The organism is Ihuprevotella massiliensis (assembly GCA_900095835.1).
Taxonomy (GTDB): domain Bacteria; phylum Bacteroidota; class Bacteroidia; order Bacteroidales; family Bacteroidaceae; genus Alloprevotella; species Alloprevotella massiliensis.
Genome location: LT608321.1, coordinates 721,403 through 743,939 on the forward strand (window position 1 = coordinate 721,403; position 22,537 = coordinate 743,939).

The following is a 22,537-nucleotide window of genomic DNA, read 5'->3' on the forward strand; positions in this document are numbered from 1 at the left end:
GTATCTCAGAGATTATCTAAATATACTCGGAGATTTTCCGAAAGATGTCGGAGTTTTTGAAAATAATCTCGGAGATTTTCCAAGCCCGTTCAGCAACTCTCTTGATGAAGTTATAATGAGCTCAACTACTATCGTGTTAAGCCATTGAAGCCTTCTTCATATCCGGTAGTATAACCTTCTTCGTATTGTTCTGCGGCTTTACCGGTATATTTATTATCTTCGTCAAAACTGGTGCCGTGCTCACTTCTGGTGCCCGCATCAGCAGAGCCATCATCATATCCTTGGGAATGACCAGCTTCGTAAGCCTCATCTTCCGGCGAAAGTCTATCTTGTATGATTCCAGCACTACCTCCGCCATACTCAGAACTCATGCGACCAGAGGAAGAAGCATCCATATCCTCTGCAGAATGACGGCTTTCTTGCATTTCATCGGAAACGGCGTAAGCAGAGTCTGCGATTTCTGTATCATTGTCGGAACCATTGTTCCGTCCACTGCAACTACAGAGCATCATCACAGCCATACAGCAGTAGAAACCGCCATAAAAAAGATATTTCATAAGGGATTTGGTTCGTTGATACTAAAGGTTCGCATTGCACTTCTAGACGAGTGCTCTACGATTACCTAATAGTTGAACTCGCCAAACTCACTGCGGATGGTAAGTGATTTGGTGCCTTCTTCCACACGTCCCACGATTCGGGCGTCGATGTTGAAAGATTTTGAGATTTCAATGACACGTTCTGCATGTTCAGGAGAAAGATACACTTCCAAACGGTGACCCATGTTGAAAACTTTGTACATTTCGCTCCAGTCAGCACCACTCTCTTCTGCGATGGCACGGAACAAAGGAGGAACGGGGAACATGTTGTCTTTGATTACACGGCAATTGTCAGACACGAAGTGCAACACTTTGGTCTGAGCACCACCAGTGCAATGCACCATGCCATGGATTTCGTGACGAAGTTCGTCGAGCATCTTTTTCACCACGGGCGCATAAGTGCGAGTGGGAGACAATACAAGTTTACCAGCGTTCACAGGACTTCCTTCCACAGCATCCGTGAGTTGATAGTGACCACTATACACCAACTCCTCAGGCACAGCCTTGTCAAAGCTCTCTGGATACTTTTCAGCCAGATATTTGGCGAAGACATCATGACGAGCGGACGTCAATCCGTTACTTCCCATTCCACCATTATATTCTGTTTCATAGGTAGCTTGACCGCTAGATGAGAGCCCCACAATCACATCACCTGGACGAATGTTGGCATTATCGATGACTTCGCTTCGCTTCATGCGGCAAGTCACTGTGCTATCCACGATGATAGTGCGCACCAAATCGCCCACATCTGCCGTTTCGCCACCAGTAGCATAGATACCAACGCCCATGTTGCGGAGGTTTTCAAGGAGTTCGTCAGTGCCGTTGATGATTGCACTGATTACTTCACCAGGAATCAACATCTTGTTTCTACCGATGGTAGATGACACCAGAATGTTGTCCACAGCACCGACACAGAGCAAATCATCAGTATTCATGATGAGAGCATCTTGAGCAATGCCTTTCCACACAGAGAGATCGCCCGTTTCTTTCCAATACATGTAAGCCAAGCTCGACTTTGTGCCAGCACCATCAGCGTGCATGATGTTGCAATATTCGGGATCTCCTCCCAAAATATCGGGAATAATTTTGCAGAAGGCTTGGGGGAAAATACCTTTGTCGATGTTCTTGATGGCAGCATGCACATCTTCTTTCATTGCGCTGACACCACGCATCATGTAACGTTGGTTTTTGTCCATAGTAAAGGAGCTGAAATAGAGTTGGAGGAAGTGAGAGATGGATTAGGAGATTTGAAAATCTCTAAAAGATATGCTTGAAGCAATGCACCTACTTTAGTAAGAAACTATAGAACATGATGCTATGCAAAAGTTTATTTGAAGAAAATAGATTAGAAATTGACGCTAGGTGCATTTTGAGCATCAGCAGTCGCCTCGAAAGTGGCACGTTTCTCAAAACCAAACATACCTGCGAGGATGTTGATGGGGAAACGACGCACGCTCACGTTGTAGTCACGCACAGATTCGTTATACTTCTTGCGAGCTTCGTTGATACGATTTTCCGTGCCTTCGAGTTGTGCCTGGAGCATAGAAAACTGCTCATTGGCTTTCAAGTCAGGATATTGTTCTTGCAACATCATGAGCTTACCAAGCGCTTGTGAGAGTTGTCCTTGTGCATTCTGATAAGCCGCAAGTTGTTCGGGAGTAGCATTGGACGGATCGAGGGTGATTTGCGAAGCCTTCGCACGAGCTGCGATTACATTTTCAAGCGTGCTGCTTTCATGCTTAGCATAACCTTTGACTGTGCTTACAAGATTAGGAATGAGATCGGCACGGCGTTGATAACTACTTTGCAAGTCGCCCCACACTTGATTCACCGCCTCGTCTTTCGTCATGAGGCTATTGTACTGACAACCGCCGAAACCAACGAGGACAACAACGACTGCAAGGATAATCCAAAGGATTTTGTTGGAACTTTTCATACGCTATGTATTTGAAGTGATATTGAAACTGCTAAGATTGGAATTAAAACATTGTAGCGATAGATGTTGCAATAATTGCGTTTTAAGAGAAGTAGAGCAAACTAGAAACGTCCACCCGAGCCACCGCCACCAAAGGAGCCGCCGCCAAACGAGCCGCCACCTCCAAAACCTCTAGAACCACCACGGCCACCACGTAGGAGCCCACCGATAATCATACCTGCTAGAAGGCTTGACCCAGAGGAGTCATCGTTATCATCGTCTTGCACCTGCTCTCGAGTGAAGACTTGTCCACATTGCTTGCATCGATAGGTGCTGACAATGACACGCACGGAACGACCATCACGAAGCATTCGTTGTTCCTGTTGACGGAGTTTATAAACTTTTCGTTGACGACACTGCGGACATCGTGGGTTTGCGACATTGAGGAGATATAAACAATAGATCAAAAAGACCCCAAATAAAACAATGACCAAGAACACTCCTCCAACAATATTACCGGCATCTTCTGGTGCTGCGAGTTCTGTGTCACCTTGTACCACTTGGTTAATCGCCTTTATAGCTACGAGCATTGCTCCATCCCAATCTTGCTTTTTGAGCAGTGGCACAAAATATCGGTCTTCAATCAATTGTATTTGTCCATCGGGCAAGGTGCCCTCTAAGCCTTCACCTGTGAGAAACTGGTAGCTTCTATCACCTACTGCCAAAACAATCACCAAGCCGGTGTTTGCTTTGTTGCCTACACCGTGTTTGCGAGCAAGCGCCATGGCAAATTCATACGGATCATCGCCCTCGATTTTGTCGAGCACTGCCACCAGAGTTTGCACACCTTTTGTTTCCTCCATATTTTGAAGGATGACATTAAGGCTGTCTACGGTAACTTGAGAGAGGATGTGTTCTGGATTGCTCACATATTGCGTGCGGTCTTGATAACGAAGCACAGGCACTTCCTCAGGTGTCCAAACTTTTGCTGTAGCTCCAACGAAAAAGCCAAGCAAAACTCCGATGACAACTAGCCATCGACGAAAAGGGCAAAGAGACTTTCGTTGTTGCATATACTTGAAATAGGATTCAAATAGAAAATTTCTTGCGAGATGTAATCCGCAGTTTTGCAAATTTAGAGGAGACACTCCTACTGCAAAGATACTAACTATCGAGAAACAAGCCAAAATTCGCGCTTTATTTCAAACTCAACAGCTTGCAATACGTTAAAAACGCACACATCACAGCACGTTATAGCCTAGCGTGCTGTGATGTGAAAACAAGATTGGTGCACTTCATATTTGACATAGCAAGTGCCACGTTTGCGCTGATCATGCAACACTTCTGCCAAAACGCTCTTGAGCGTCACTGCCCAAGTTTCTACCTGGGGAGGAAGTGTGGGATCCTGCACACGAAAATAGTGATTGTAGGAGATATCAAACGTCGTACCGAAACGGTGACAACTATTCTCTGATGCATTGCCATTGTGCTGGCGTAGACGCTGCACGTCTTCTTCCGTGCGAAGCACAGAAGTGACAACCAATTTATGAAAGGGGATACCTTTAGTAGTTAGACTATCCAAAAAGGAACGACTTATCTCTTCTAGCAATGTCGCTGCTCTCGGCACCAAATAGGGTATGCTATGCGCCAATGGTTTGACGATATAGTATGGACTATCCCCGATATACACGAGTTTACTGCCATGTCGTGTGGCTTCTTCTCGATTTTGACACGATTGAATCCCGACCTTTGAAGCAGTAGCCAGTTGCACATCATTCAAATCGGGGAAAGCATCATCGAAAGTGGGGACGGAGGTGACGCGATTTTTCACGGGCTTACCCTCTTGCGTCAGCCAAATCGGATTGTGGCGCGGTGCCAACAACATACTGTCCACTTTGCGGCTCTGCAGAGTTACAGAATCTCGACTATGAGCTAAAGCATTCAGGGAAGGATGCACCCATCGCTCTATTTGTTTCGACGTCCACTCAGGAAAAATCATTTTGACCCCAAAGAGTACAATCACAATGCCCCAAAACACAAACAAAAAATGATAGCGTGTAAAGCCTTGTTTGTTACGATGATTATTTCTTGAATTTGTCATAATTCCCTAGAAGTATGATGTGCATGACGCACTAACCTATCTTTTCATTGCCTTAATTGGCAGTGTCGATCTTTCCTTCGCGATTGGCTTTCCAATAGTCAGAAAGTTGTCCTAGGAAGGTGGAGACATCTTTAGCAGCTGCCAGAGTTTCTGTGCTCACTTCCTTCTTTTGCAAGCGCAGTAACATCACTCCATAAAGCAACTCAAAGCAAAGCTCCAGCTCTTGTGCCACTCCGATTGTTTCCGACTTATTGTCTGCTGTTTGCTTGGCTCGAAGTTCTACAATATAGGGCAACACCTTATAATACATCTGACGATAGTAGGGGTATTTGGCATTGTCCACAAGCAACTCATGCACTTCTGCCAAACCTTCTATGACGTTTTTGTTAATCTGTAAGTGCCCTTGTTGGGTCACCCCTTCTTCTCGCATCATGGTGCAGAGATGCTCATACCACTCTTCCAAAGCCACACGCTGTTCGTCTGAAACATCGAAACGAGCTAAATAGTTGGTGCGAAGTTCATCAATGCTACAATGATGGGCACGCAGAATATCTTCCACCTGCCACATATAGAGAAGATATTCCGAACGATTGGTATATTGAAGACGTTGAGCTATCAGCATAACAAACTATGTGGTAATGGGGATTCTTACTTGGATGTGAAAAAGGGTGAGGAAGGCATAGATTACACTCACCGTGAGGACAATGACTCCAATCGTACGGTTGAGAACAATCATGCCACGATAACCAAAAGAACTCTTCATGCGGGTGATGAGATAGGTCAATCCACCCCACCACAGCATCGCTCCACCAAAAATAGACATATAACCCCAGAATGCTCCGAATGGGTTCTGTGGGACAGTAAAGGTGAGCTGCGCGAAAAGCGCTATAAAGAGAAAAATAATGAGCGGATTGGAGAGCGTGAGGAAGAAGGAGGTGACAAAATTATGTACCAAATTTCCACGTTTATGCTTCGAGCGGCGTATGGCTTTGAGCGGATTGCTCAACAGCGTGTGTAAGCCAAAGGCAAAAAGGATGGCGCTACCGCCAATTTTCATCCAATAGATATTCTGTTCCTGTTCAACAAACGACATGACCAAGGTCATACCTGCGCCAGTGATGACAGCATAAATGAGATCGGAGAGTGAAGCTCCAAGACCAGTGACCAAGCCCACCTTACGCCCACGATGCATGGTGCGCTGGATACAAAGCACTCCCACTGGTCCCATCGGTGCAGACACGATGATACCAATGAGCAATCCTTTGACGATGAGTTGAATGGTGCTACTAAATATCGCCCAATCTATAAGGGGAACTTCAAGAATAGACATAGTATCTGCAAATATCGCTATTTTTCATGAGAAAAAAAAGCACCGAGCGAGGAAATCGCTCGGTGCTTTTTATTAAATAGGGCTTTTGCGAAGCCTTTGGTGCAAAAATAGAGGGCTTGATTAGCAAAGTTTGCGTGCGCCATCACCGATCACAACATCGATGATAATAGGTTCTTTGCCAAACTTAGCAGCAAACTTTTCTTTCACCACCTTGCAGAAGTTGTCATAGAGTTCGTCAGCAACGAGGTTGATGGTGCAGCCACCGAAGCCACCGCCCATGATGCGTGAACCCGTCACACCTTCTTCACGAGCAATGTCGTTGAGATAGTCAAGTTCTACGCAAGACACATCATACTCTTTAGAGAGACCTTCGTGAGTTTCATACATCATCTTACCCACAGTTTCGTAGTCACCCTTTTCAAGAGCGTCACATACAGTGAGCACGCGCTCACGTTCACCGATTACATAGTGTGCGCGGAGTGCATCTTCTTCGCTCACTTGACCACGAACCTCATCTAGTTGTTCGTAGCTTGCATCGCGCAAACTTTCCACTTCAGGGTGGAGTTTGTTGATCGCTTCAGCCACGCGTTCGCAACTGCGACGACGATCGTTGTAAGGAGAACCCACAAGTTCGTGCTTCACTTGAGAGTTTACCAACACGAGCTTATAACCTTGAGGATTGAAGGGGAAGTATTCGAATTCACCGCTACGGCAGTCCAAACGCATCAAAGAACCAGCCTTACCATGTACGGAAGCAAATTGGTCCATGATACCGCAGTTGCAACCCACATACTTGTGTTCTGTGCGTTGACCCACGCGAGCGAGTTCCATCTTCTCTACTTTGTTGCCACCCCAAATGTCGTTGAGTGCAAAAGCATAAACAGATTCGAGTGCAGCAGAAGAACTCATACCAGCACCGAGAGGAACATCACCAGCAAACGCAGTGTTGAATCCTTCAACGGGAACACCGAGTTCCATCATTTCACGGCAAACACCGAAGATGTAGCGTGCCCAGGTAGCAGATGGACCAGCAGCGTCATCCAAAGAGAACTCAGTGTAGTCCTTCAAGTCGATAGAGTAAGCGCGAACCGTACGAGTGCCATTAGGCTTGATTTCAGCGATCATGCCTTGTTGCACTGCGCCAGGGAAAACAAAACCATTGTTGTAGTCGGTGTGTTCACCAATCAAGTTGATGCGACCAGGTGAAGCATATACAGAACCAGTTGTGCCGTCGAAGTGTTTTTGAAAACGGCTACGAACGTCATCGATAGTAAGTTTCATTGAGGGAAAGATTTTGAGGGGTTATAAGGAAAACCTTATGGACAATGCACTCCCTCTGTGGGAGGCATTGCCACTAGGCTATGAGAGTTCAAAAGAATTAAGCTTCGTCGCGACGGCTAACGCGGCTTCCAACGAGAGCGTAGAAGAGGATGTAAGCAGCGCAGAAGACTACTACCCAGAAGCTAGCATTGTAACCAAAGAGGTCGGCTACATAGCCTTGAACTGCCATCATCACAGCACAACCGAATACCATGGTCATGAAGATACCACTAGCGATAGCAGTGAAGCGTCCAAGACCTTCTACAGCGAGGTTGAAGATAGCTCCCCACATCACGGAGGTGCAAAGACCTACAAGGAGGAGAGAGAAAGTGCCGAGGGGGATAGGTTGCCAGATGAGTTCAAGAGTGCTCCAGTTTACACCGGGGAAGTTCACCAAAACATCACTTGGAGCAAACATACCGAAGAGTACGAGCACGAGAGTTGCGGTAGAAACTGTAGTAATCATCGCACGGCTACTTACCTTGCTACCGATACTAGCACCTACAAAACGGCCGACAAGCATCATAAACCAATACACTGCAACGAGCAAACCTACAGTAGCAACGGGGATACCTTGTGCAACCAAGTCTTGTTGTACGAAGTTAGGCACACCAACTTCAATACCCATATAAAGGAAAATAGCCAAAGCACCGAGAGCAAAGTGGCGGAAACCAAGTGCACCAGCAATCAGTTGACCAGTGGTAAGTGCGCTACTTTCTTTTTCTTCTTTTACAGGCTCATCAATCTTGGTGAAAAGAATCACAACGAATGCGATAGCGAAGATGGCGAAAGCAATGAGCAAAGCAGGAGAAGCATCGGAAATACGAGCCTTACTTACGTCTGCAATAAGGGCACCCATGAGGATGTAGCAAGCCACAGCAGCAGAAGAGTTAAACACACCACCAAGTTGGATGAGTTGGTTACCAGAGTTACCACCACCACCAAGGACATTGAGCATAGGGTTCACCACACTGTTGAGGATAGCCATACAGAGACCTGCGATGAAAGCACCAGCAAGATATACAGCAAACACCAAACCGAGGTTTTCTTGAGCGTTGAGCTGACCGCTAAACCATTGGATAGCGATACCCACCATACCGACAACGAGACCACCAAGGGCTGTTTTCTTGTAACCATACTTAGAAATAAGCAAACCTGCGGGGATACCCATCACAAGATAAGCCACGAAGTTACCATAGTTACCAATCTGAGCCAACACATTGGAGATAGGTCCTTGGTTTTTAATGATTGTTGCCATGGGTGTGCACAAGTTAGTCACAAAGGCAATCATAGCGAAGAGGGCAATCATCACAATAATCGCGCCCCATTGTTTGTTTTTTTGAGCCATTGAATGTATTTGATTAGATTTTTATTTAATATATTTCATAGAAAAGGCTCGCGCTGAGACACCACTCAGCGCGAGCTGATGTTTTCATTAGGATTCTACACCAAATTTGTAGACCGTCTTTTGGGTATAAACCTCACCTGGATTCAACACAACGCTGGGGAAATGAGGTTTATTCGGGCTGTCGGGGAAGTGTTGCGCTTCAAAGCAGAGTGCAGAGCGACGACCGAAGGTAGCACCATGATAACCAGGGAAACCATTTGCCCAGTTGTCAGAGTAGAATTGCATACCTGGTTCGGTGGTATATACTTCCATTGTACGACCGCTCACGGGTTCTTTAATCTTTGCTGCGAAGGAGAGTTCACCAACTTCCTTCTTGTTCAGCACAAAGCAATGGTCATAACCAGCACCGTTCTTGATTTGTTCATCAGTAGAATCGTCAATGCGCTCTCCGACTACATGAGGAGTACGGAAATCGAAGGGAGTACCTTCAACCTTACGCACTTCGCCAGTAGGGATGCACGTTTCATCAATAGGAATATAGAAGTCAGCGTTGATTTCACACACCGTATCCATTGCCGTAGGAGTAGGATTACCCAAACCTTGAAGTGAGAAGAAACCATGGCTGGTCATGTTCACCACAGTCTTCTTGTTAGTGGTGCCGCGATAATCAATCACGAGTTCATTATCATCTGTCCAAGTGTAACGCACTGTCATAGAGAGTTCACCGGGGAATCCTTCTTCATAATAAGCAGAAACATAGCGTAACACCAATGTGTGTGCACCAATTTGCTCTGCATCCCACACACGAGCATGGAATCCTGTGGGACCTCCATGAAGGTGATTAGGACCATTGTTTACAGCAAGATGGTATTCTTTGCCATTTAGTTGAAAACGTCCGCGAGCGATACGATTGCCGTAGCGACCAACAAGGGTAGAAAGGAAGGGTTCTGGCGAATTGATGCAAGCATCGATATTATCGTGTGCTTGAATCACATTGGTATGCTTACCATTGCGATCTGGCACCATAATAGCGACAATGGTACCACCATAGTTGGTGATAGCCACTTCATTACCTTGGATGTTGCGCAAGAAGAAGAGATCTGTCTTCTTTCCATCAATTTCCTTTTGAAAATCGGCGGGTTTAAGACCGCTAAGTGCTTGAGTTTCCATTGTTGTATAGACTAAACTAATGGGATTGTATTGCTAAAATATCATTCAAAGCAAAAGCCCTTTTGGGCTCAAATTGCTTTCTTTGTGTTGCAAATCTACGAATTTATTTCCTTCGTACAAAGCAAATCCACAAAAAAAACAGAAAAAAAACGAAGCAAGAAATGAGCATCACGGAGCGACCTCTGTAAACGTCTGATAATTACGAACTGATACTGAACTACTAGCAGAGAATCGCTCTATTTTTGCCGAACTCGAGGGGAGAGATGAAGGCAACAAACAACACCTATTCACCCATTCTCCCACTCTATTCCATAGTTCTATCCACGCTATTCCTGCGTTCTACCTGAATAATAAAGAACCAACTGCCGACACTAAAGCAGATATGCTATTTTCAACACCACTTCTTGTCACGCTACGAATCCTAGCGCCCAAAAAGCCAACAACTCCCTGTACTTTTGCGAGTACAGGGAGTTCTTTTTTTGTATTGAAAGACTTTCTCGGGGCAATCTTTATGATTAGTTTATAGCACAAGCCATGGAAAATGCGGAAATATTCTCATTTTACATGGATATCAAGTCGTTGTATGTTTCATATCAACAGCCATAATGAGTGCGATATTGCCTAGTCTTGACGATAACCAAAGGCTTCGAGGCGACGATCGTTTTGACGCCAGTCCTTGTCAACCTTGACATATACTTCGAGATAAATGCTCTTTTGGAAAAAGCGCTCGAGAGTTTTGCGAGCTTCTGTCGAAACTTTCTTAAGCGCCACACCTTTATGACCAATGATAATTCCCTTTTGACTATCTCGCTCCACATAAATAATGGCACGGATGTGGATATTCTTCTCCGACTCTTTGAATTCTTCCACAGTCACTTCCACTGAATAGGGAATTTCCTTGTCGTAGTAGAGTAAAATCTTTTCACGAATGATTTCATTGACAAAGAAGCGGGCAGGCTTATCCGTCCATTGATCCTTATCGAAATAGGGAGGTGAGTCGGGCAACAATTCCTTGATGCGTGCCAACACAGCATCAACATTGAATTTGGCTTGTGCTGAGATGGGGAAAATCTCTGCCGTGGGCAACACTTCATGCCAAGCCTCAATGAGTTTCATCACTCCTTCTTGGTTAGAGAGATCAATCTTATTAATGAGCACAAAAATAGGAATCTTCATGCGCTGCACCTTAGTAATAAAATCAGCATTCTTGTCTGGTTTCTCCACCACGTCCGTCACATAGAGCAAAATATCTGCATCTTGCAAAGCTCCTTCGGAAAATGCCAGCATGGACTCTTGCAACTTATAATTGGGTTTGAGCACACCGGGGGTGTCGGAAAAGACTATTTGTGCGTCGTCCGAATTGATAATTCCCATGATGCGATGGCGCGTGGTCTGAGCTTTGAAAGTAGCAATAGAGATGCGTTCGCCCATAAGGAGATTCATGAGAGTGGATTTTCCCACATTGGGGTTACCCACAATGTTTACAAAACCTGCTTTATGCATAGAGGGAAAGAGTAGTTGAAGGAGGAGAAAAGATTGTAGATTATAAAGAGAAATGGCGCTATTTTGTAGCAGCATAGCTTCAAGCTATCTGCAACATCAAAGCGCGCCATTCTATATGTGCTAAAAAACTGAAGCGACTTTCGGCCACTGCCCAAAGCAAGACCAAAAGTCGCTTAATTATTGGGTTACAACTCTGGGATTACCAAGTGCAACATGTAGCCAAAATATGATTAGTCAACAAAGATTATTGACCATCATATCCCCATTTCATGTAAGCAGCACCCCAAGTGAAGCCAGCACCAAAGGCTGTGAGTACAATGTTATCGCCCTTCTTGAGATCTTTCTCATAATCCCAAAGCGCTAAGGGAAGTGTTGCTGCAGAGGTATTACCGTAGCGTTGGATGTTGAGCATCACCTTGTCCATAGAAAGTTCCAAACGATTCGCCACAGCCTCGATGATGCGCACGTTGGCTTGGTGAGGAAGCACCCAGGTGATGCTATCACCGTCAAGGCCATTGCGCTCAGCAATAGTGGCACAAGCATCGCTCATGTTCGTCACAGCGAAACGATAAACGGTGCGTCCTTCTTGGTGAAGCTTGTGCATCTTGTGGTCGAGTGTGAAATAAGAAGGAGGACAAGCCGAACCACCTGCACGCATGCAAAGGAAAGGAAGTCCCTTACCATCTGCACGGAGATAGCTATCTTTCCATCCAAGGTCCTCGGTCGTAGGTTCTACGAGCACCGCTGCGGCTCCATCACCAAAGATTGGACTTGTGGCGCGGTCACTATAGTCTACAATAGACGACATCTTGTCAGCACCTACCACAACGACCTTCTTGTAGCGTCCGCACTGCACCATAGAGGCAGCCATATCCATTGCAAAGAGGAATCCGCAGCAAGCGGCTTGTAGGTCTACACAGAACGCATTTTTCATACCGACGCGTCCCACGACTATGCTCGATGTTGTTGGGAATGGATAATCGGGCGTAGTGGTGGCAACGATAACGCAATCGATTTCTTGAGGATCTGTGTTGGTCTTTTCGAGCAATTGCTTCACCGCTTTACGCGCCATGTAGCTAGTACCGAGACCTTCTTCATTAAGAATACGACGTTCTTTGATGCCAATTCTGGTCATGATCCACTCATCGTTGGTATCCACCATACGAGAGAGCTCCTCATTGTTAAGGACGTATTCGGGGACATATCCGCCTACGCCTGTGATAACGGCATTAAGTTTTTCCATTGTAGGGAAAGAAATAAGAGTTGTTAGCCCAAACTTTGTCGTTGTGCTGAGGGAGAGCTAATGAAAATAGTCGCCGTAAGTTGCAAGCGGCGGTGCGACATTGGTCAATCTTCCTGTGATGCACGATGCGGGGGTTGGACTTTGCCCAGAGAAAAAAACAAAAATGCGGTTTTCGGTAAACTATTCTAGCTACCGAAAACCGCAAAGTGCGTGTAGATTACTCAGCTACCTCAGCCTTTACGATAGCAATCTTACCACGATAGTAGCCACAAGATGGGCAAACAGTGTGGTAAAGGTGGAAAGCACCGCAGTTGCTGCACTTAGCGAGCGTAGGAGCTACAGCTCCATCATGGGTGCGACGCTTGAGGGTACGAGTCTTCGATTGTCTTCTTTTAGGATGTGCCATTGTTGTATTGTATTTTGTATTATTATTCTTGGAATATTGCGCACCATTTATAAGATGATTGCACCTACACTTCCGATACCGGAAAACGGGGAGCCACAAAAATGATGCAACGCTGCAAAGGCAAAAACGACGAGCTTGCCAACTTCTCCGAATTAGGCTACGGAGTTTGCCGAGATTGTCTTATGCTATGATATTAAAATGAGATTTCTGTGCTATTGTCAGCGGAATCCTCCTCAGCGGAGAAGCGACTCATCATATCAGCATTGCACTTTCCTTCGGGATGCACTCGTTGGAGCGGCAAGTTTAGGGCAATGGATTCATAGATATCCCATGCTGTGTCGTAGTGAGTCTGCGAGAAGGGAATGACAATCAAATCTGCATCTGGGTTGTCATCATCATAGCCCACACGGAGTTCTTCTTCAAAAACGATGGGAAGTGTGGTTGGATCAAGACAACGATCACATGCCACTACCACCGTACCTTCACCTTTATAGGTAAAGAGATAAGTATCTCCAGCACCAAAACGTACGCGCATTTCAACTTTCACATCGCCGCCAAGGATTTCTTGCTGATCTAAATCTGCAAAATACTCATTGTCGAGGTGAAACGTACGTGCGACAGCTTCACGCTGGACGCTGCGCAGTGGGACTATGTATGCGTCTTTACTAGACATATCGAGTGCAAAGTTACGTCTTTTTTATGAAACGACTAAGTTTTTCCTTGCAAAAATGAGATGACAACGCCAAAAAAGCGTTGTCATCACGTTGTTTATTGTCGTTTTAGCGATAAAACTCACCTTACGACACGAATTATTTGTTCATTTTCATCAAGAACTCTTCGTTGGAACGAGAGTCTTCCAGACGCTTCTTCACGAAGTCCATGGCCTCAACGCTGCTCATATCACCAATAAACTTACGGATGATATACATGCGGTTAAGCGTACCTTCGTCGAGCAACAAGTCGTCGCGGCGGGTAGAACTTTGGATGAGATTGACAGCTGGGAAAATGCGCTTGTTGGCAAGTGTACGATCAAGCTGCAATTCCATGTTGCCCGTTCCCTTGAACTCTTCGAAAATCACCTCGTCCATCTTAGAACCGGTGTCGGTCAACGCCGTTGCAATGATGGTGAGCGAACCTCCATTTTCGATGTTACGCGCAGCACCAAAGAAGCGCTTGGGCTTTTGGAGAGCATTTGCATCGACACCACCCGTAAGGATTTTACCAGAAGTGGGCGCAACAGTGTTGAAAGCACGTGCTAGACGTGTGATAGAATCGAGGAAAATCACAACATCGTGCCCGCATTCCACCATGCGTTTTGCCTTTTCAAGCACCATTTGTGCAATGCGCACATGATGTGTCGCTGGTTCATCGAAGGTAGAAGCAATCACCTCTGCATTTACCGTGCGTGCCATATCGGTCACTTCTTCAGGACGCTCGTCGATGAGCAACATCATGAGATAAGTATCTGGATAATTGGCAGCAATGGCATTGGCAATTTGCTTCATCAAGATGGTCTTACCCGTCTTGGGCTGTGCCACGATAAGGGCGCGTTGTCCCTTACCGATGGGAGAGAACAAATCGACAGTGCGACAAGCAAGCGGTGCATTGGGCTGAGTGGAGAGCTTAAATTGCTCATCGGGGAAAAGCGGAGTGAGATGTTCAAACGCTATGCGGTCGCGCACTTGATGGGGTTGCAAACCATTGATGCGCTCTATGCTAGTGAGCGCGAAATACTTTTCGCCTTCTCTGGGCACCTTCACCTTACCTTCGATCACATCGCCCATCTTCAGCGCATAGTTACGCACCTGATTTTGATTGACAAAGATGTCATCGGGCGAAGGCATGTAGTTGTAATCCGAAGAGCGGAGAAAACCTGTACCTTGTGGGGTAAGTTCCAAAACTCCACTACCGTCGATTATCACCTCTTGTACCACTGGAGGTTGGACCACAGCCACAGTTTCCGTGCGATTCAACAATTGAGGATTGACCAAAGCGTCATCCTTAAACTTGCGGAATCGAGGTGCTTGAGACGCTTCCGACGCATCATAAAAAGAAGGTTCTTCAACCTCGGGAATAAAATTAAAATTCGTATTGTCAATAATAGGCACATCCTCCACAATCACGAAGTCTCCCTCTGGTGCCTTCTCCAGCATGGGCAAGTTGCCATAGCGAGATTGATTCTTGGGTTGGAAACGCTGCGTAAGTGTCTCCAACGGGTTATGCAGGTTGGGGTGTCTTACTTCCGAGGTTCCTTCTTGTTCAGCAGATGTTGCTGCGGTGGCAGCATTAGCTTGTTGTTGTATTTGTGCCAAGATGAAATCAGGCAAATCCTCGTTGTCCGCATTATTCGCCACTGATGCACTCACTGTGCTCTGTGCGGTGTGGGCTGCATTTTCAGTTTCTACGCTAGCCTCCTTTGTAGTCGACGGGTTTTCTTTTTCCTCTGCTAAGGCAGGAATGGGAGATGTCACCACTTGTGGATGCTCAGCAGCCTGTCTCATGAAAGGTGGAAGCGCGTCTTCTGCGTCAGTCGCTGCATCATGACCTTCAGAAAGCAAAGCGTTGCTACTCAATTGTTCCTGACGCATCTTCATTTTCTGACGAAACATCATTTCCTCATAAGCGCGTCTTTGTTCCACTTCAGCTTTGGTGGGACGTCCTCTCCTACGTTTAGGAGGTTCTTCCACCTGTCCTACATCCAGCAAAGCCTTCACAGCCTCAGCTTCTGTCTCACGCGCCTTAGCGGCCACCATTTTTTTGGCAGCACGCTCATCTCTTGCGCTATCAAAACGCTCACTATTGCCCGTTTGCGTAGCAGAATACACATGATCTTGCCCATAGGTAGTGATACGTCTGCGTCTAGGAGACGCCTCTACCACATTGCTCACTTCGTCAGCTTGGGCATCAATGATATCATACACCAGTTGTTCACGAATACTACTGGTGCAGTTGGGCGTCTTCATCGTAGCAGCCATCGATTGTAACTCTTCGATAGGCATCGCGAGAAGCTGTTCTTTCGTATATTTAGGCATAAAAGAAAATAAATGTCTTCGTTCTAAATAAGTACCTCCCCATCCACATCACTGCGAATGAATTATCTTTGGGGGGAATTATAATGAGGTGGGATTAAAATCTCTGCAATTTAGCGAGAATCAAAATATAGTTCAGTCGTCAAAAAAGCGTTTTTCTCTACAGCAGTATTGATAATCCTGCAGTTTCTTAAAGTGTTGCTAATGTGACTTTGATTAAAACACATGGTTTTCACCTGCAAAAGTATAACAATTCTCTTAATTATACGAATTAACTCCTCTCTTTTTTGTAAATTCGCCTCATAAAAATTCCAATGAATGGCTACTCCCTACTTAGATATACAGAATTTAACCAAAAGTATTGGTGACTTAGTCCTTTTTGAAGACCTTTCGTTCAGTGTAGCGGAAGGACAACACGTGGGACTCATCGCAAGAAATGGCGCTGGAAAATCCACGCTCCTCAGCCTCATCGCAGGAAAAGACACAGCAGACTCTGGCGACATCGTGTTCCAAAAGGGGCTGCGCATCGGTATGCTCGAACAATCACCCGATTTTTCCCCCGAGATGCCTGTGCGACAAGCTGTAGCCAGTCGCCTGCGTGCCGAATATGCTTCCTTGCTCATCGCTGATGAAGGACAAACTCTTCAGGCGCACACCGATGCCTTCGATGCGGACGAGGAATGGACGGAAGTGCAACTTCGTGCACAACAAATCCTCACCCAACTTAAAATCACCCAGCTTGATAAGCCCATTGGTTTACTTTCTGGAGGACAACAAAAGAGAGTAGCTCTGGCTTCAGTGCTTATTGCTAATCCAGACTTACTCATTCTTGATGAACCCACCAACCATCTCGACCTCGAAATGATTGAGTGGCTAGAGAAATATCTCCAACGCAACACCAAAGCTCTCCTGCTGGTCACCCACGATCGTTATTTTCTAGACCGCGTCTGTCAGTCGATTGTGGAGATTGATCAGCAAACGGCATATAGTTACAAAGGAAATTATGCCTACTATTTGGAGAAACGCGACGAGCGCATTGCGGCAACTAACGCCAACATCGACCGAGCGCGCAATCTTTATCGCAAAGAACTCGACTGGATGCGTCGTCAACCTCAGGCACGTGGACACAAGAGTCGTTCGCGCAAAGAGGCTTTCTATGAACTCGAACAACAGGCGAAACGTCGCACAGAAGAGCGTGCTGCACGTCTCAACGTCAAAGCTGGATACATCGGTTCTAAAATTTTTGAAGCTGAATATGTATCAAAAACCTTTGAAGATGGCGTAGTCATTCTCAAAGATTTCTACTACAATTTCTCGCGCTTCGAGAAGATGGGCATCGTGGGTAATAACGGCACAGGCAAAAGTACGTTCATCAAGATGCTCCTCGGGCAAGTTCCACCCTCAAGTGGACGCTTTGTAGTGGGAGAAACCGTGAAATTTGGCTATTTCTCTCAAGATGGTCTTCCCCTCGACACACAAATGAAGGTCATCGATGTGGTGCGCAACGTGGCAGAAACGGTGGACCTCGGTGGCGGACGTCACCTCACTGCCATGCAGTTTCTCACCCACTTCCTCTTCCCTCCTGCGCGTCAACAAGACTATGTCTACAAACTTTCTGGGGGTGAACGTCGTCGCTTGCAACTCTGCCTTGTGCTGATGCAAGCCCCCAACTTCCTCATTCTCGACGAGCCCACTAACGACCTCGACATTGCCACCCTGCAGTTGCTCGAAGAATATCTAGCTGACTTCCGCGGATGTGTCATTGTGGTGAGCCACGACCGCTACTTCATGGATAAAGTAGTCGACCATTTGCTCGTTTTCAAGGGCGATGGCGTGGTGGACGACTTCCCTGGCAACTACTCTCAATACCGCGACTATCTCCAAATCAAAGAAAAGGAAGAGGTGCGCGAACGCAAAGAGCAGCGCACAGAGTCTACCGACACTCGCAAAACCGTGCACGAAGGGAGTGATCGCCGTCGCAAACTCACCTTCAAAGAACGTCGTGAGTTTGAACAACTCGAAGTAGAGATTGAACAACTCGAAACTGAAAAGGCAGCCATCCACGACACACTCTCTTATGGCTCTGCTTCTGTCGATGAAATCACAGAGCTGTCTAAGCGTTTGCCCCAACTCGAAGAGGAACTAGAAGAAAAATCCATGCGCTGGCTCGAACTCTCCGAATTTGCTTAGCAACACATCAACTTCTTCCATTATATATATGAAAGAAGACGTTTGTTGAAATACCCAAGCTCTCTAACGTCTAACGTCTAATTTCTATTCCCTCGAGCCACATCGTGGCGAGCAGAAAGGGTCTATGACCCCTAACGTCTAATCTCTAACGTCTATTCCCTCGAGCCACATCGTGGCGAGCAGAAAGGGTCTATGACCCCTAACGTCTAATCTCTAACGTCTAATCTCTATTCCCTCGAGCCACATCGTGGCGAGCAGAAAGGGTCTATGACCCCTAACGTCTAATCTCTAACATTGAAACCACTAGCCGAACGCCTACGTCCCACTACCCTCTCCAACTACATCGGTCAAACTCACTTGGTCGGTGAAGGGGCGGTGTTGCGCCGCATGATTGAGAGTCGCCGCATCTCCTCCTTCATCTTGTGGGGACCTCCTGGAGTGGGCAAAACGACTCTAGCAAAAATCGTAGCAGCCACTCTCGATGCTCCCTTCTACACGCTCAGTGCGGTGACAAGCGGAGTGAAAGAAGTGCGCGAAGTCATCAGCCAAGCCAAAAACCAGCAGTTTTTTGGCACTGCCAACCCTATTTTATTTATCGACGAAATTCATCGCTTCTCCAAGTCGCAACAAGACTCTTTGTTGGCAGCTGTAGAAACTGGTGAAATCACACTCATCGGTGCGACCACCGAGAACCCATCGTTTGAGGTGATACGCCCTCTCCTCTCGCGTTGCCAGGTCTACGTGCTTCAACCGCTCAACGAAACCGAGTTGCTTCAGCTCGTGGATCATGCCATCCACCACGACATCCTACTGCGCGAACGCAAGTTTGAATTGAAAGAGACGGAAGCCCTCGTACGCTTCAGTGGAGGCGACGCCAGAAAACTCCTCAACATCCTTGAATTGCTCGTCAATGCCACCGCAGAAGATGCCACCATCGTCATCGACAATGCCACGGTCACCAATCGCTTGCAGGAAAATCCCATGGCTTACGACAAAGAAGGCGAAATGCACTACGACATCATCTCTGCCTTCATCAAGAGCATCCGAGGCAGTGATCCTGACGCAGCTATATATTGGCTTGCTCGCATGATTGCAGGGGGAGAAGACCCAAAGTTCATCGCGCGCCGTCTGGTGATTAGTGCCAGCGAAGACATAGGGCTAGCCAATCCCAACGCACTTCTCATTGCCAATGCCGCCTTTGACGCGGTCAATAAAATCGGATGGCCCGAAGGACGCATCCCATTAGCTGAAGCCACCATCTATTTAGCAACATCCCCCAAGTCCAATTCTGCTTACAATGCAATCAATGCGGCTCTCGCCTTTGTCGAGCAGTCGGGCAACCTTCCTGTGCCGCTCCATCTGCGCAATGCACCAACTTCGCTCATGAAGTCGCTCAATTATGGCACAGACTATCAATATCCCCACGATTTTCCGCAGCATTTTGTGGCACAACAGTATATGCCAGAAACCATCCAAGGGACACAATTTTGGCAGCCTGCCGACAACTCTGCCGAGGAACGCCACACAGCTTGGCTCTCTCAGCTGTGGAATCGCTCCAAATAATGTCATTAAAAACCGCGAGAAGATGGTTTCTTCGCGCTAAAGTATCATCGTTATAAAGGCGCAGTGCGCTACTCCATTATGAGAATCGTTCAAATGCTCCAATTAGAGCAAAACCCAGAGCTCATCCGTCAATATCGTTACTTCCACTCTCGCGAAGGCATCTGGCCCGAAATCCTACAAGGCATCAAAGACAGCGGCATTCTCGAGATGGAAATCTACTTATTGGACCATTATCTCTGCATGATTGTCGACTTGCCAGAAGACCTTTCTTGGCAAGAAGCCATGGACCGCATGGCAAAAGCACCTCGACAAGCTGAATGGGAAAGTTTTGTTTCCCAATTCCAACGTGCAGCAGCCGATGCTCGAAGTGACGAGAAATGGAAACGTATGGAACGTATTTTTCATCTGTACTCCGATTAAGCCCTTTCTTTACGCCCCAACGCCTCGTTCACCTTTCTGAGAGACAAACATCTTTTCTTAAGCCACTTTACAAACTTTGGTGCTGACACCTTTCCACTTACGGATTAGTGTCAGCACCAAAGTCTTTTATCTACTTCACTCTCTCCTTATTTTGAAGCGAGCATCGTTTCTTCTATCAGTCTCATCACACCCTTCGTGTCGTTGGCATCATACCAAAGCACAGAAGTGTCTTTGTTGAGCCACGTCATTTGCTTTTTGGCAAAAACTCGTGTGTTTTTGCGCATGCGATCCAGCGCCATATCCAGTGCCCAATCTCCATCGAAATAACGAAAAATCTCCTTATATCCTACTGTATTGAGCGCATTGAGTTCGCGAAATGGCAATACGCGTTCTGCTTCTGCCAAGAAACCCTCTTCCACCATCAGCGTCACACGCTCATTGATGCGCGCGAAGAGTTCTTCGCGAGGACGTTGCAAACCGATTTTCACTATGTCGAAGGGACGTTCTTTGACAGCCCCCGTGAGCAAATCACTCACACGCTTGCCACTCTCATAGATAATCTCTAGCGCATGCACCACGCGTTTGGCATTCTGCACATCGACACGCGCAAAATAAGCAGGATCGCGCTCTTCCAGTTCACGGAGGAGCACCGGAAGTCCTTCTTGTTCCAGTCGCTCATAGAGCTCGGTGCGCACCGCTTCGGAGATGGTGGGCAAAGGATCGATGCCACGACAAAGGGCATCAACATACATCATGCTCCCTCCGCTCACCACAAGCGCATCGTGGTCGGCAAAATGTCGCTCACACACTTGCAAGGCTTCTTCTTCAAAGCGTGCGGCACTATAATAGTCGGTCAGTGCAAGATTGCCCACGAAGTGATGCGGCACGCGTGCCAACTGTGCGACAGTTGGTGCGGCAGTACCGATGGGCAAGTCGGCAAACATCTGGCGCGAATCGGCACTGATGATGGGACAATGCAAGAACTCAGCCATTTGCAGGCTGAGTTCTGTTTTTCCTACGGCAGTAGGTCCTGTGAGTACAAAAAGTTTAGGACGAGACATGACCATTAGAATGAGGGACTGTCAGAGATTTCAAATCCTTCCAAGTCGATTTCGTCAGAATTATAGGAGTCGATGCCAAAGTCATCAAAGGATTCACTAGAACCTCCCAAATCATTACCGAAAGAGAAGTCAATTTCCGCAATTTGCTGAGGAGCTTTTCCCACAGACTTGATGACTTCTGGCTCATCGCTTCCTGGCAACTCATCACGCACACAGAGGGAAAACACGCGATCGTTGAAAGGATCGAACACGTATTCCAAGTTGCGGATGCCTTTGTCCAAGAAGTCAGTGAGCAAAGTATCTGCCATGGTATAGAGATCCACATCTTCGGCAGAAGATTCGTGCATATCCTCACGGGTCACCTGTTCGCCACGCTCCCACTCATCGTTGCAGATGTAGAAAGAAGTCATTTGATCGTCAGGATAACCACAAGATTCCAATAAGACCTTGCTAAGTTCAAGAAAAGAAGCGTCTTCGTCGATGAGAATGTCGCGGCGGAAATCATCAACTTCGTCGCAGACTACTCTAATAAGATATTGCATTGTACAGGGGGTTCGTAAGATTATTTACCAATGAAACCACGCTTCGAGTTCACCAAGAAGTCTAGGAGATAATCCACTTCTTTGCACTTAGGCACAGTAGTACGGATTTCTTCGATGCGTTCGTTGAAGAGTTTTGAATTTTGGTAGAGAATCAAGAAAGCAGAGTGCAAAGCGTTGATTACATCTAAGGAGAAGTTGCGACGCTTGAGTCCCACCATGTTCAAACCGCAATATGCCACTGGCTCACGGGCTGCGATGCAGAAGGGAGGCACGTCTTGCGCAGTGCGTGTACCACCGCTCACCATCACATACGAACCGATGTGACAGAACTGATGCACCAACACATTGGCAGAAAGGATGGCAAAGTCGTCAATCACCACTTCACCGGCAATTTTGGTAGAATTACCCAAGATGCAACCGTTGCCCACAATGCAGTCGTGCCCCACGTGCATGCCTTCCATGAGCAAATTGTTGCTACCCACCACAGTCTTGCCCTTGGCAGCCGTACCGCGGTTGATGGTTACATTCTCACGAATAGTGTTGTTGTCACCGATTTCTGCAGTGGTCTCTTCTCCACGAAATTTGAGGTCTTGGGGCACTGCACCAATGACTGCACCGGGGAAAAAAGTGTTTCCATTGCCAATGCGTGTACCACTCAAGAGGGTCACAGAGTTCATCAACTTATTGTTGTCGCCTAGCACCACATTGGCATCGATGTAGCAGAAAGGACCTATTTCACAGTTCTCACCGATTTTTGCATCGGGATGAATAAAAGCAAGAGGAGAAATCATAGGTTCTAA

At 46.7% G+C, this 22,537-nt stretch carries 21 protein-coding genes; 3 read left to right on the top strand and 18 right to left on the bottom strand.

Features of this window, described 5'->3' with window-relative positions; genetic code table 11:
- Window positions 1-128: 128 nt before the first annotated feature.
- The 15 genes from BQ2633_RS03140 to rho all read right to left on the bottom strand — a co-directional run bounded on the left by BQ2633_RS03140 (window position 129) and on the right by rho (window position 15,964).
- On the bottom strand, window positions 129-557 hold the full coding sequence (locus BQ2633_RS03140; protein WP_075565022.1) for a hypothetical protein: 429 nt from the start codon (window positions 555-557) through the stop codon (window positions 129-131).
- A 65-nt stretch (window positions 558-622) separates the two neighbouring features.
- Window positions 623-1,792 carry an AIR synthase-related protein gene (locus BQ2633_RS03145; protein ID WP_141700121.1) on the bottom strand — a complete coding sequence of 390 codons (1,170 nt, stop codon included), beginning with the start codon at window positions 1,790-1,792 and terminating at the stop codon, window positions 623-625.
- A 149-nt stretch (window positions 1,793-1,941) separates the two neighbouring features.
- Entirely contained in the window at window positions 1,942-2,532 is a 591-nt protein-coding gene (locus BQ2633_RS03150; protein ID WP_075565023.1) for a LemA family protein, read from the bottom strand.
- 101 nt (window positions 2,533-2,633) lie between these two features.
- Complete coding sequence (locus tag BQ2633_RS03155; RefSeq protein WP_075565025.1) at window positions 2,634-3,584, bottom strand: TPM domain-containing protein; 951 nt, start codon at window positions 3,582-3,584, stop codon at window positions 2,634-2,636.
- A 185-nt stretch (window positions 3,585-3,769) separates the two neighbouring features.
- Entirely contained in the window at window positions 3,770-4,612 is an 843-nt protein-coding gene (locus BQ2633_RS03160) for a DUF5715 family protein (protein ID WP_075565027.1), read from the bottom strand.
- Between the two features lie 52 nt (window positions 4,613-4,664).
- Complete coding sequence (locus BQ2633_RS03165; protein WP_075565029.1) at window positions 4,665-5,234, bottom strand: DUF4924 family protein; 570 nt, start codon at window positions 5,232-5,234, stop codon at window positions 4,665-4,667.
- 6 nt (window positions 5,235-5,240) lie between these two features.
- A complete protein-coding gene (locus BQ2633_RS03170) occupies window positions 5,241-5,942 on the bottom strand; it encodes a LysE family translocator (protein ID WP_075565031.1) in 702 nt (233 codons plus the stop codon).
- Between the two features lie 120 nt (window positions 5,943-6,062).
- The gene (gene galK, locus BQ2633_RS03175; RefSeq protein WP_075565032.1) at window positions 6,063-7,223 is read right to left on the bottom strand and encodes a galactokinase; all 1,161 of its coding nucleotides are present in this window, start codon (window positions 7,221-7,223) and stop codon (window positions 6,063-6,065) included.
- Between the two features lie 97 nt (window positions 7,224-7,320).
- A complete protein-coding gene (locus BQ2633_RS03180; RefSeq protein ID WP_075565033.1) occupies window positions 7,321-8,610 on the bottom strand; it encodes an MFS transporter in 1,290 nt (429 codons plus the stop codon).
- An 87-nt stretch (window positions 8,611-8,697) separates the two neighbouring features.
- Window positions 8,698-9,780 carry an aldose epimerase family protein gene (locus tag BQ2633_RS03185; RefSeq protein ID WP_075565034.1) on the bottom strand — a complete coding sequence of 361 codons (1,083 nt, stop codon included), beginning with the start codon at window positions 9,778-9,780 and terminating at the stop codon, window positions 8,698-8,700.
- Window positions 9,781-10,401: 621 nt separating this feature from the next.
- Window positions 10,402-11,283, bottom strand: a complete 882-nt coding sequence (gene era / locus BQ2633_RS03190; protein ID WP_075567154.1) for a GTPase Era — start codon at window positions 11,281-11,283, stop codon at window positions 10,402-10,404.
- 244 nt (window positions 11,284-11,527) lie between these two features.
- Window positions 11,528-12,526 carry a beta-ketoacyl-ACP synthase III gene (locus BQ2633_RS03195; protein WP_075565035.1) on the bottom strand — a complete coding sequence of 333 codons (999 nt, stop codon included), beginning with the start codon at window positions 12,524-12,526 and terminating at the stop codon, window positions 11,528-11,530.
- Between the two features lie 217 nt (window positions 12,527-12,743).
- Window positions 12,744-12,932 (bottom strand): 50S ribosomal protein L32, encoded by a 189-nt coding sequence (rpmF, locus tag BQ2633_RS03200; RefSeq protein WP_009437225.1) that lies wholly within the window; start codon window positions 12,930-12,932, stop codon window positions 12,744-12,746.
- 193 nt (window positions 12,933-13,125) lie between these two features.
- On the bottom strand, window positions 13,126-13,605 hold the full coding sequence (locus tag BQ2633_RS03205) for a YceD family protein (RefSeq protein WP_075565037.1): 480 nt from the start codon (window positions 13,603-13,605) through the stop codon (window positions 13,126-13,128).
- 136 nt (window positions 13,606-13,741) lie between these two features.
- Window positions 13,742-15,964, bottom strand: a complete 2,223-nt coding sequence (gene rho, locus BQ2633_RS03210) for a transcription termination factor Rho (protein ID WP_075565039.1) — start codon at window positions 15,962-15,964, stop codon at window positions 13,742-13,744.
- Window positions 15,965-16,279: 315 nt separating this feature from the next.
- On the opposite strand from rho, the gene BQ2633_RS03215 reads away from it, so the two are divergent.
- The 3 genes from BQ2633_RS03215 to BQ2633_RS03225 all read left to right on the top strand — a co-directional run bounded on the left by BQ2633_RS03215 (window position 16,280) and on the right by BQ2633_RS03225 (window position 20,134).
- Entirely contained in the window at window positions 16,280-18,151 is a 1,872-nt protein-coding gene (locus BQ2633_RS03215) for an ABC-F family ATP-binding cassette domain-containing protein (protein ID WP_075565040.1), read from the top strand.
- Window positions 18,152-18,445: 294 nt separating this feature from the next.
- Window positions 18,446-19,714, top strand: coding sequence for a replication-associated recombination protein A (locus BQ2633_RS03220; protein WP_075565042.1), 1,269 nt, complete (start codon window positions 18,446-18,448; stop codon window positions 19,712-19,714).
- Window positions 19,715-19,792: 78 nt separating this feature from the next.
- A complete protein-coding gene (locus BQ2633_RS03225; RefSeq protein WP_075565044.1) occupies window positions 19,793-20,134 on the top strand; it encodes an L-rhamnose mutarotase in 342 nt (113 codons plus the stop codon).
- 146 nt (window positions 20,135-20,280) lie between these two features.
- Here BQ2633_RS03225 and miaA read toward each other — a convergent pair whose 3' ends face one another.
- Genes miaA through lpxA form a run of 3 tightly spaced genes read right to left on the bottom strand, consistent with a single transcriptional unit; the run spans window position 20,281 to window position 22,528 of the window.
- Window positions 20,281-21,201: a tRNA (adenosine(37)-N6)-dimethylallyltransferase MiaA gene (gene miaA, locus BQ2633_RS03230; protein WP_176720084.1), complete on the bottom strand. Its 921-nt coding sequence runs from the start codon at window positions 21,199-21,201 to the stop codon at window positions 20,281-20,283.
- A complete protein-coding gene (locus BQ2633_RS03235) occupies window positions 21,201-21,737 on the bottom strand; it encodes an IS1096 element passenger TnpR family protein (RefSeq protein ID WP_075565046.1) in 537 nt (178 codons plus the stop codon). Before BQ2633_RS03235 ends, miaA begins: the two co-directional genes overlap by 1 nt.
- A gap of 20 nt (window positions 21,738-21,757) precedes the next feature.
- Window positions 21,758-22,528: an acyl-ACP--UDP-N-acetylglucosamine O-acyltransferase gene (lpxA, locus tag BQ2633_RS03240; RefSeq protein WP_075565048.1), complete on the bottom strand. Its 771-nt coding sequence runs from the start codon at window positions 22,526-22,528 to the stop codon at window positions 21,758-21,760.
- Between the last annotated feature and the right edge of the window lie 9 nt (window positions 22,529-22,537).

Coding starts and splice junctions, on each gene's coding strand:
- lpxA (WP_075565048.1), bottom strand. CDS start 22,528: ATGATTTCTCCTCTTGCTTTTATTCATCCCGATGCAAAAATCGGTGAG.
- BQ2633_RS03235 (WP_075565046.1), bottom strand. CDS start 21,737: ATGCAATATCTTATTAGAGTAGTCTGCGACGAAGTTGATGATTTCCGC.
- BQ2633_RS03185 (WP_075565034.1), bottom strand. CDS start 9,780: ATGGAAACTCAAGCACTTAGCGGTCTTAAACCCGCCGATTTTCAAAAG.
- BQ2633_RS03145 (WP_141700121.1), bottom strand. CDS start 1,792: ATGGACAAAAACCAACGTTACATGATGCGTGGTGTCAGCGCAATGAAA.
- BQ2633_RS03150 (WP_075565023.1), bottom strand. CDS start 2,532: ATGAAAAGTTCCAACAAAATCCTTTGGATTATCCTTGCAGTCGTTGTT.
- BQ2633_RS03195 (WP_075565035.1), bottom strand. CDS start 12,526: ATGGAAAAACTTAATGCCGTTATCACAGGCGTAGGCGGATATGTCCCC.
- BQ2633_RS03225 (WP_075565044.1), top strand. CDS start 19,793: ATGAGAATCGTTCAAATGCTCCAATTAGAGCAAAACCCAGAGCTCATC.
- BQ2633_RS03155 (WP_075565025.1), bottom strand. CDS start 3,584: ATGCAACAACGAAAGTCTCTTTGCCCTTTTCGTCGATGGCTAGTTGTC.
- BQ2633_RS03205 (WP_075565037.1), bottom strand. CDS start 13,605: ATGTCTAGTAAAGACGCATACATAGTCCCACTGCGCAGCGTCCAGCGT.
- BQ2633_RS03140 (WP_075565022.1), bottom strand. CDS start 557: ATGAAATATCTTTTTTATGGCGGTTTCTACTGCTGTATGGCTGTGATG.
- BQ2633_RS03160 (WP_075565027.1), bottom strand. CDS start 4,612: ATGACAAATTCAAGAAATAATCATCGTAACAAACAAGGCTTTACACGC.
- rho (WP_075565039.1), bottom strand. CDS start 15,964: ATGCCTAAATATACGAAAGAACAGCTTCTCGCGATGCCTATCGAAGAG.
- BQ2633_RS03180 (WP_075565033.1), bottom strand. CDS start 8,610: ATGGCTCAAAAAAACAAACAATGGGGCGCGATTATTGTGATGATTGCC.
- galK (WP_075565032.1), bottom strand. CDS start 7,223: ATGAAACTTACTATCGATGACGTTCGTAGCCGTTTTCAAAAACACTTC.
- BQ2633_RS03215 (WP_075565040.1), top strand. CDS start 16,280: ATGGCTACTCCCTACTTAGATATACAGAATTTAACCAAAAGTATTGGT.
- era (WP_075567154.1), bottom strand. CDS start 11,283: ATGCATAAAGCAGGTTTTGTAAACATTGTGGGTAACCCCAATGTGGGA.
- BQ2633_RS03170 (WP_075565031.1), bottom strand. CDS start 5,942: ATGTCTATTCTTGAAGTTCCCCTTATAGATTGGGCGATATTTAGTAGC.
- miaA (WP_176720084.1), bottom strand. CDS start 21,201: ATGGTCATGTCTCGTCCTAAACTTTTTGTACTCACAGGACCTACTGCC.
- BQ2633_RS03165 (WP_075565029.1), bottom strand. CDS start 5,234: ATGCTGATAGCTCAACGTCTTCAATATACCAATCGTTCGGAATATCTT.
- rpmF (WP_009437225.1), bottom strand. CDS start 12,932: ATGGCACATCCTAAAAGAAGACAATCGAAGACTCGTACCCTCAAGCGT.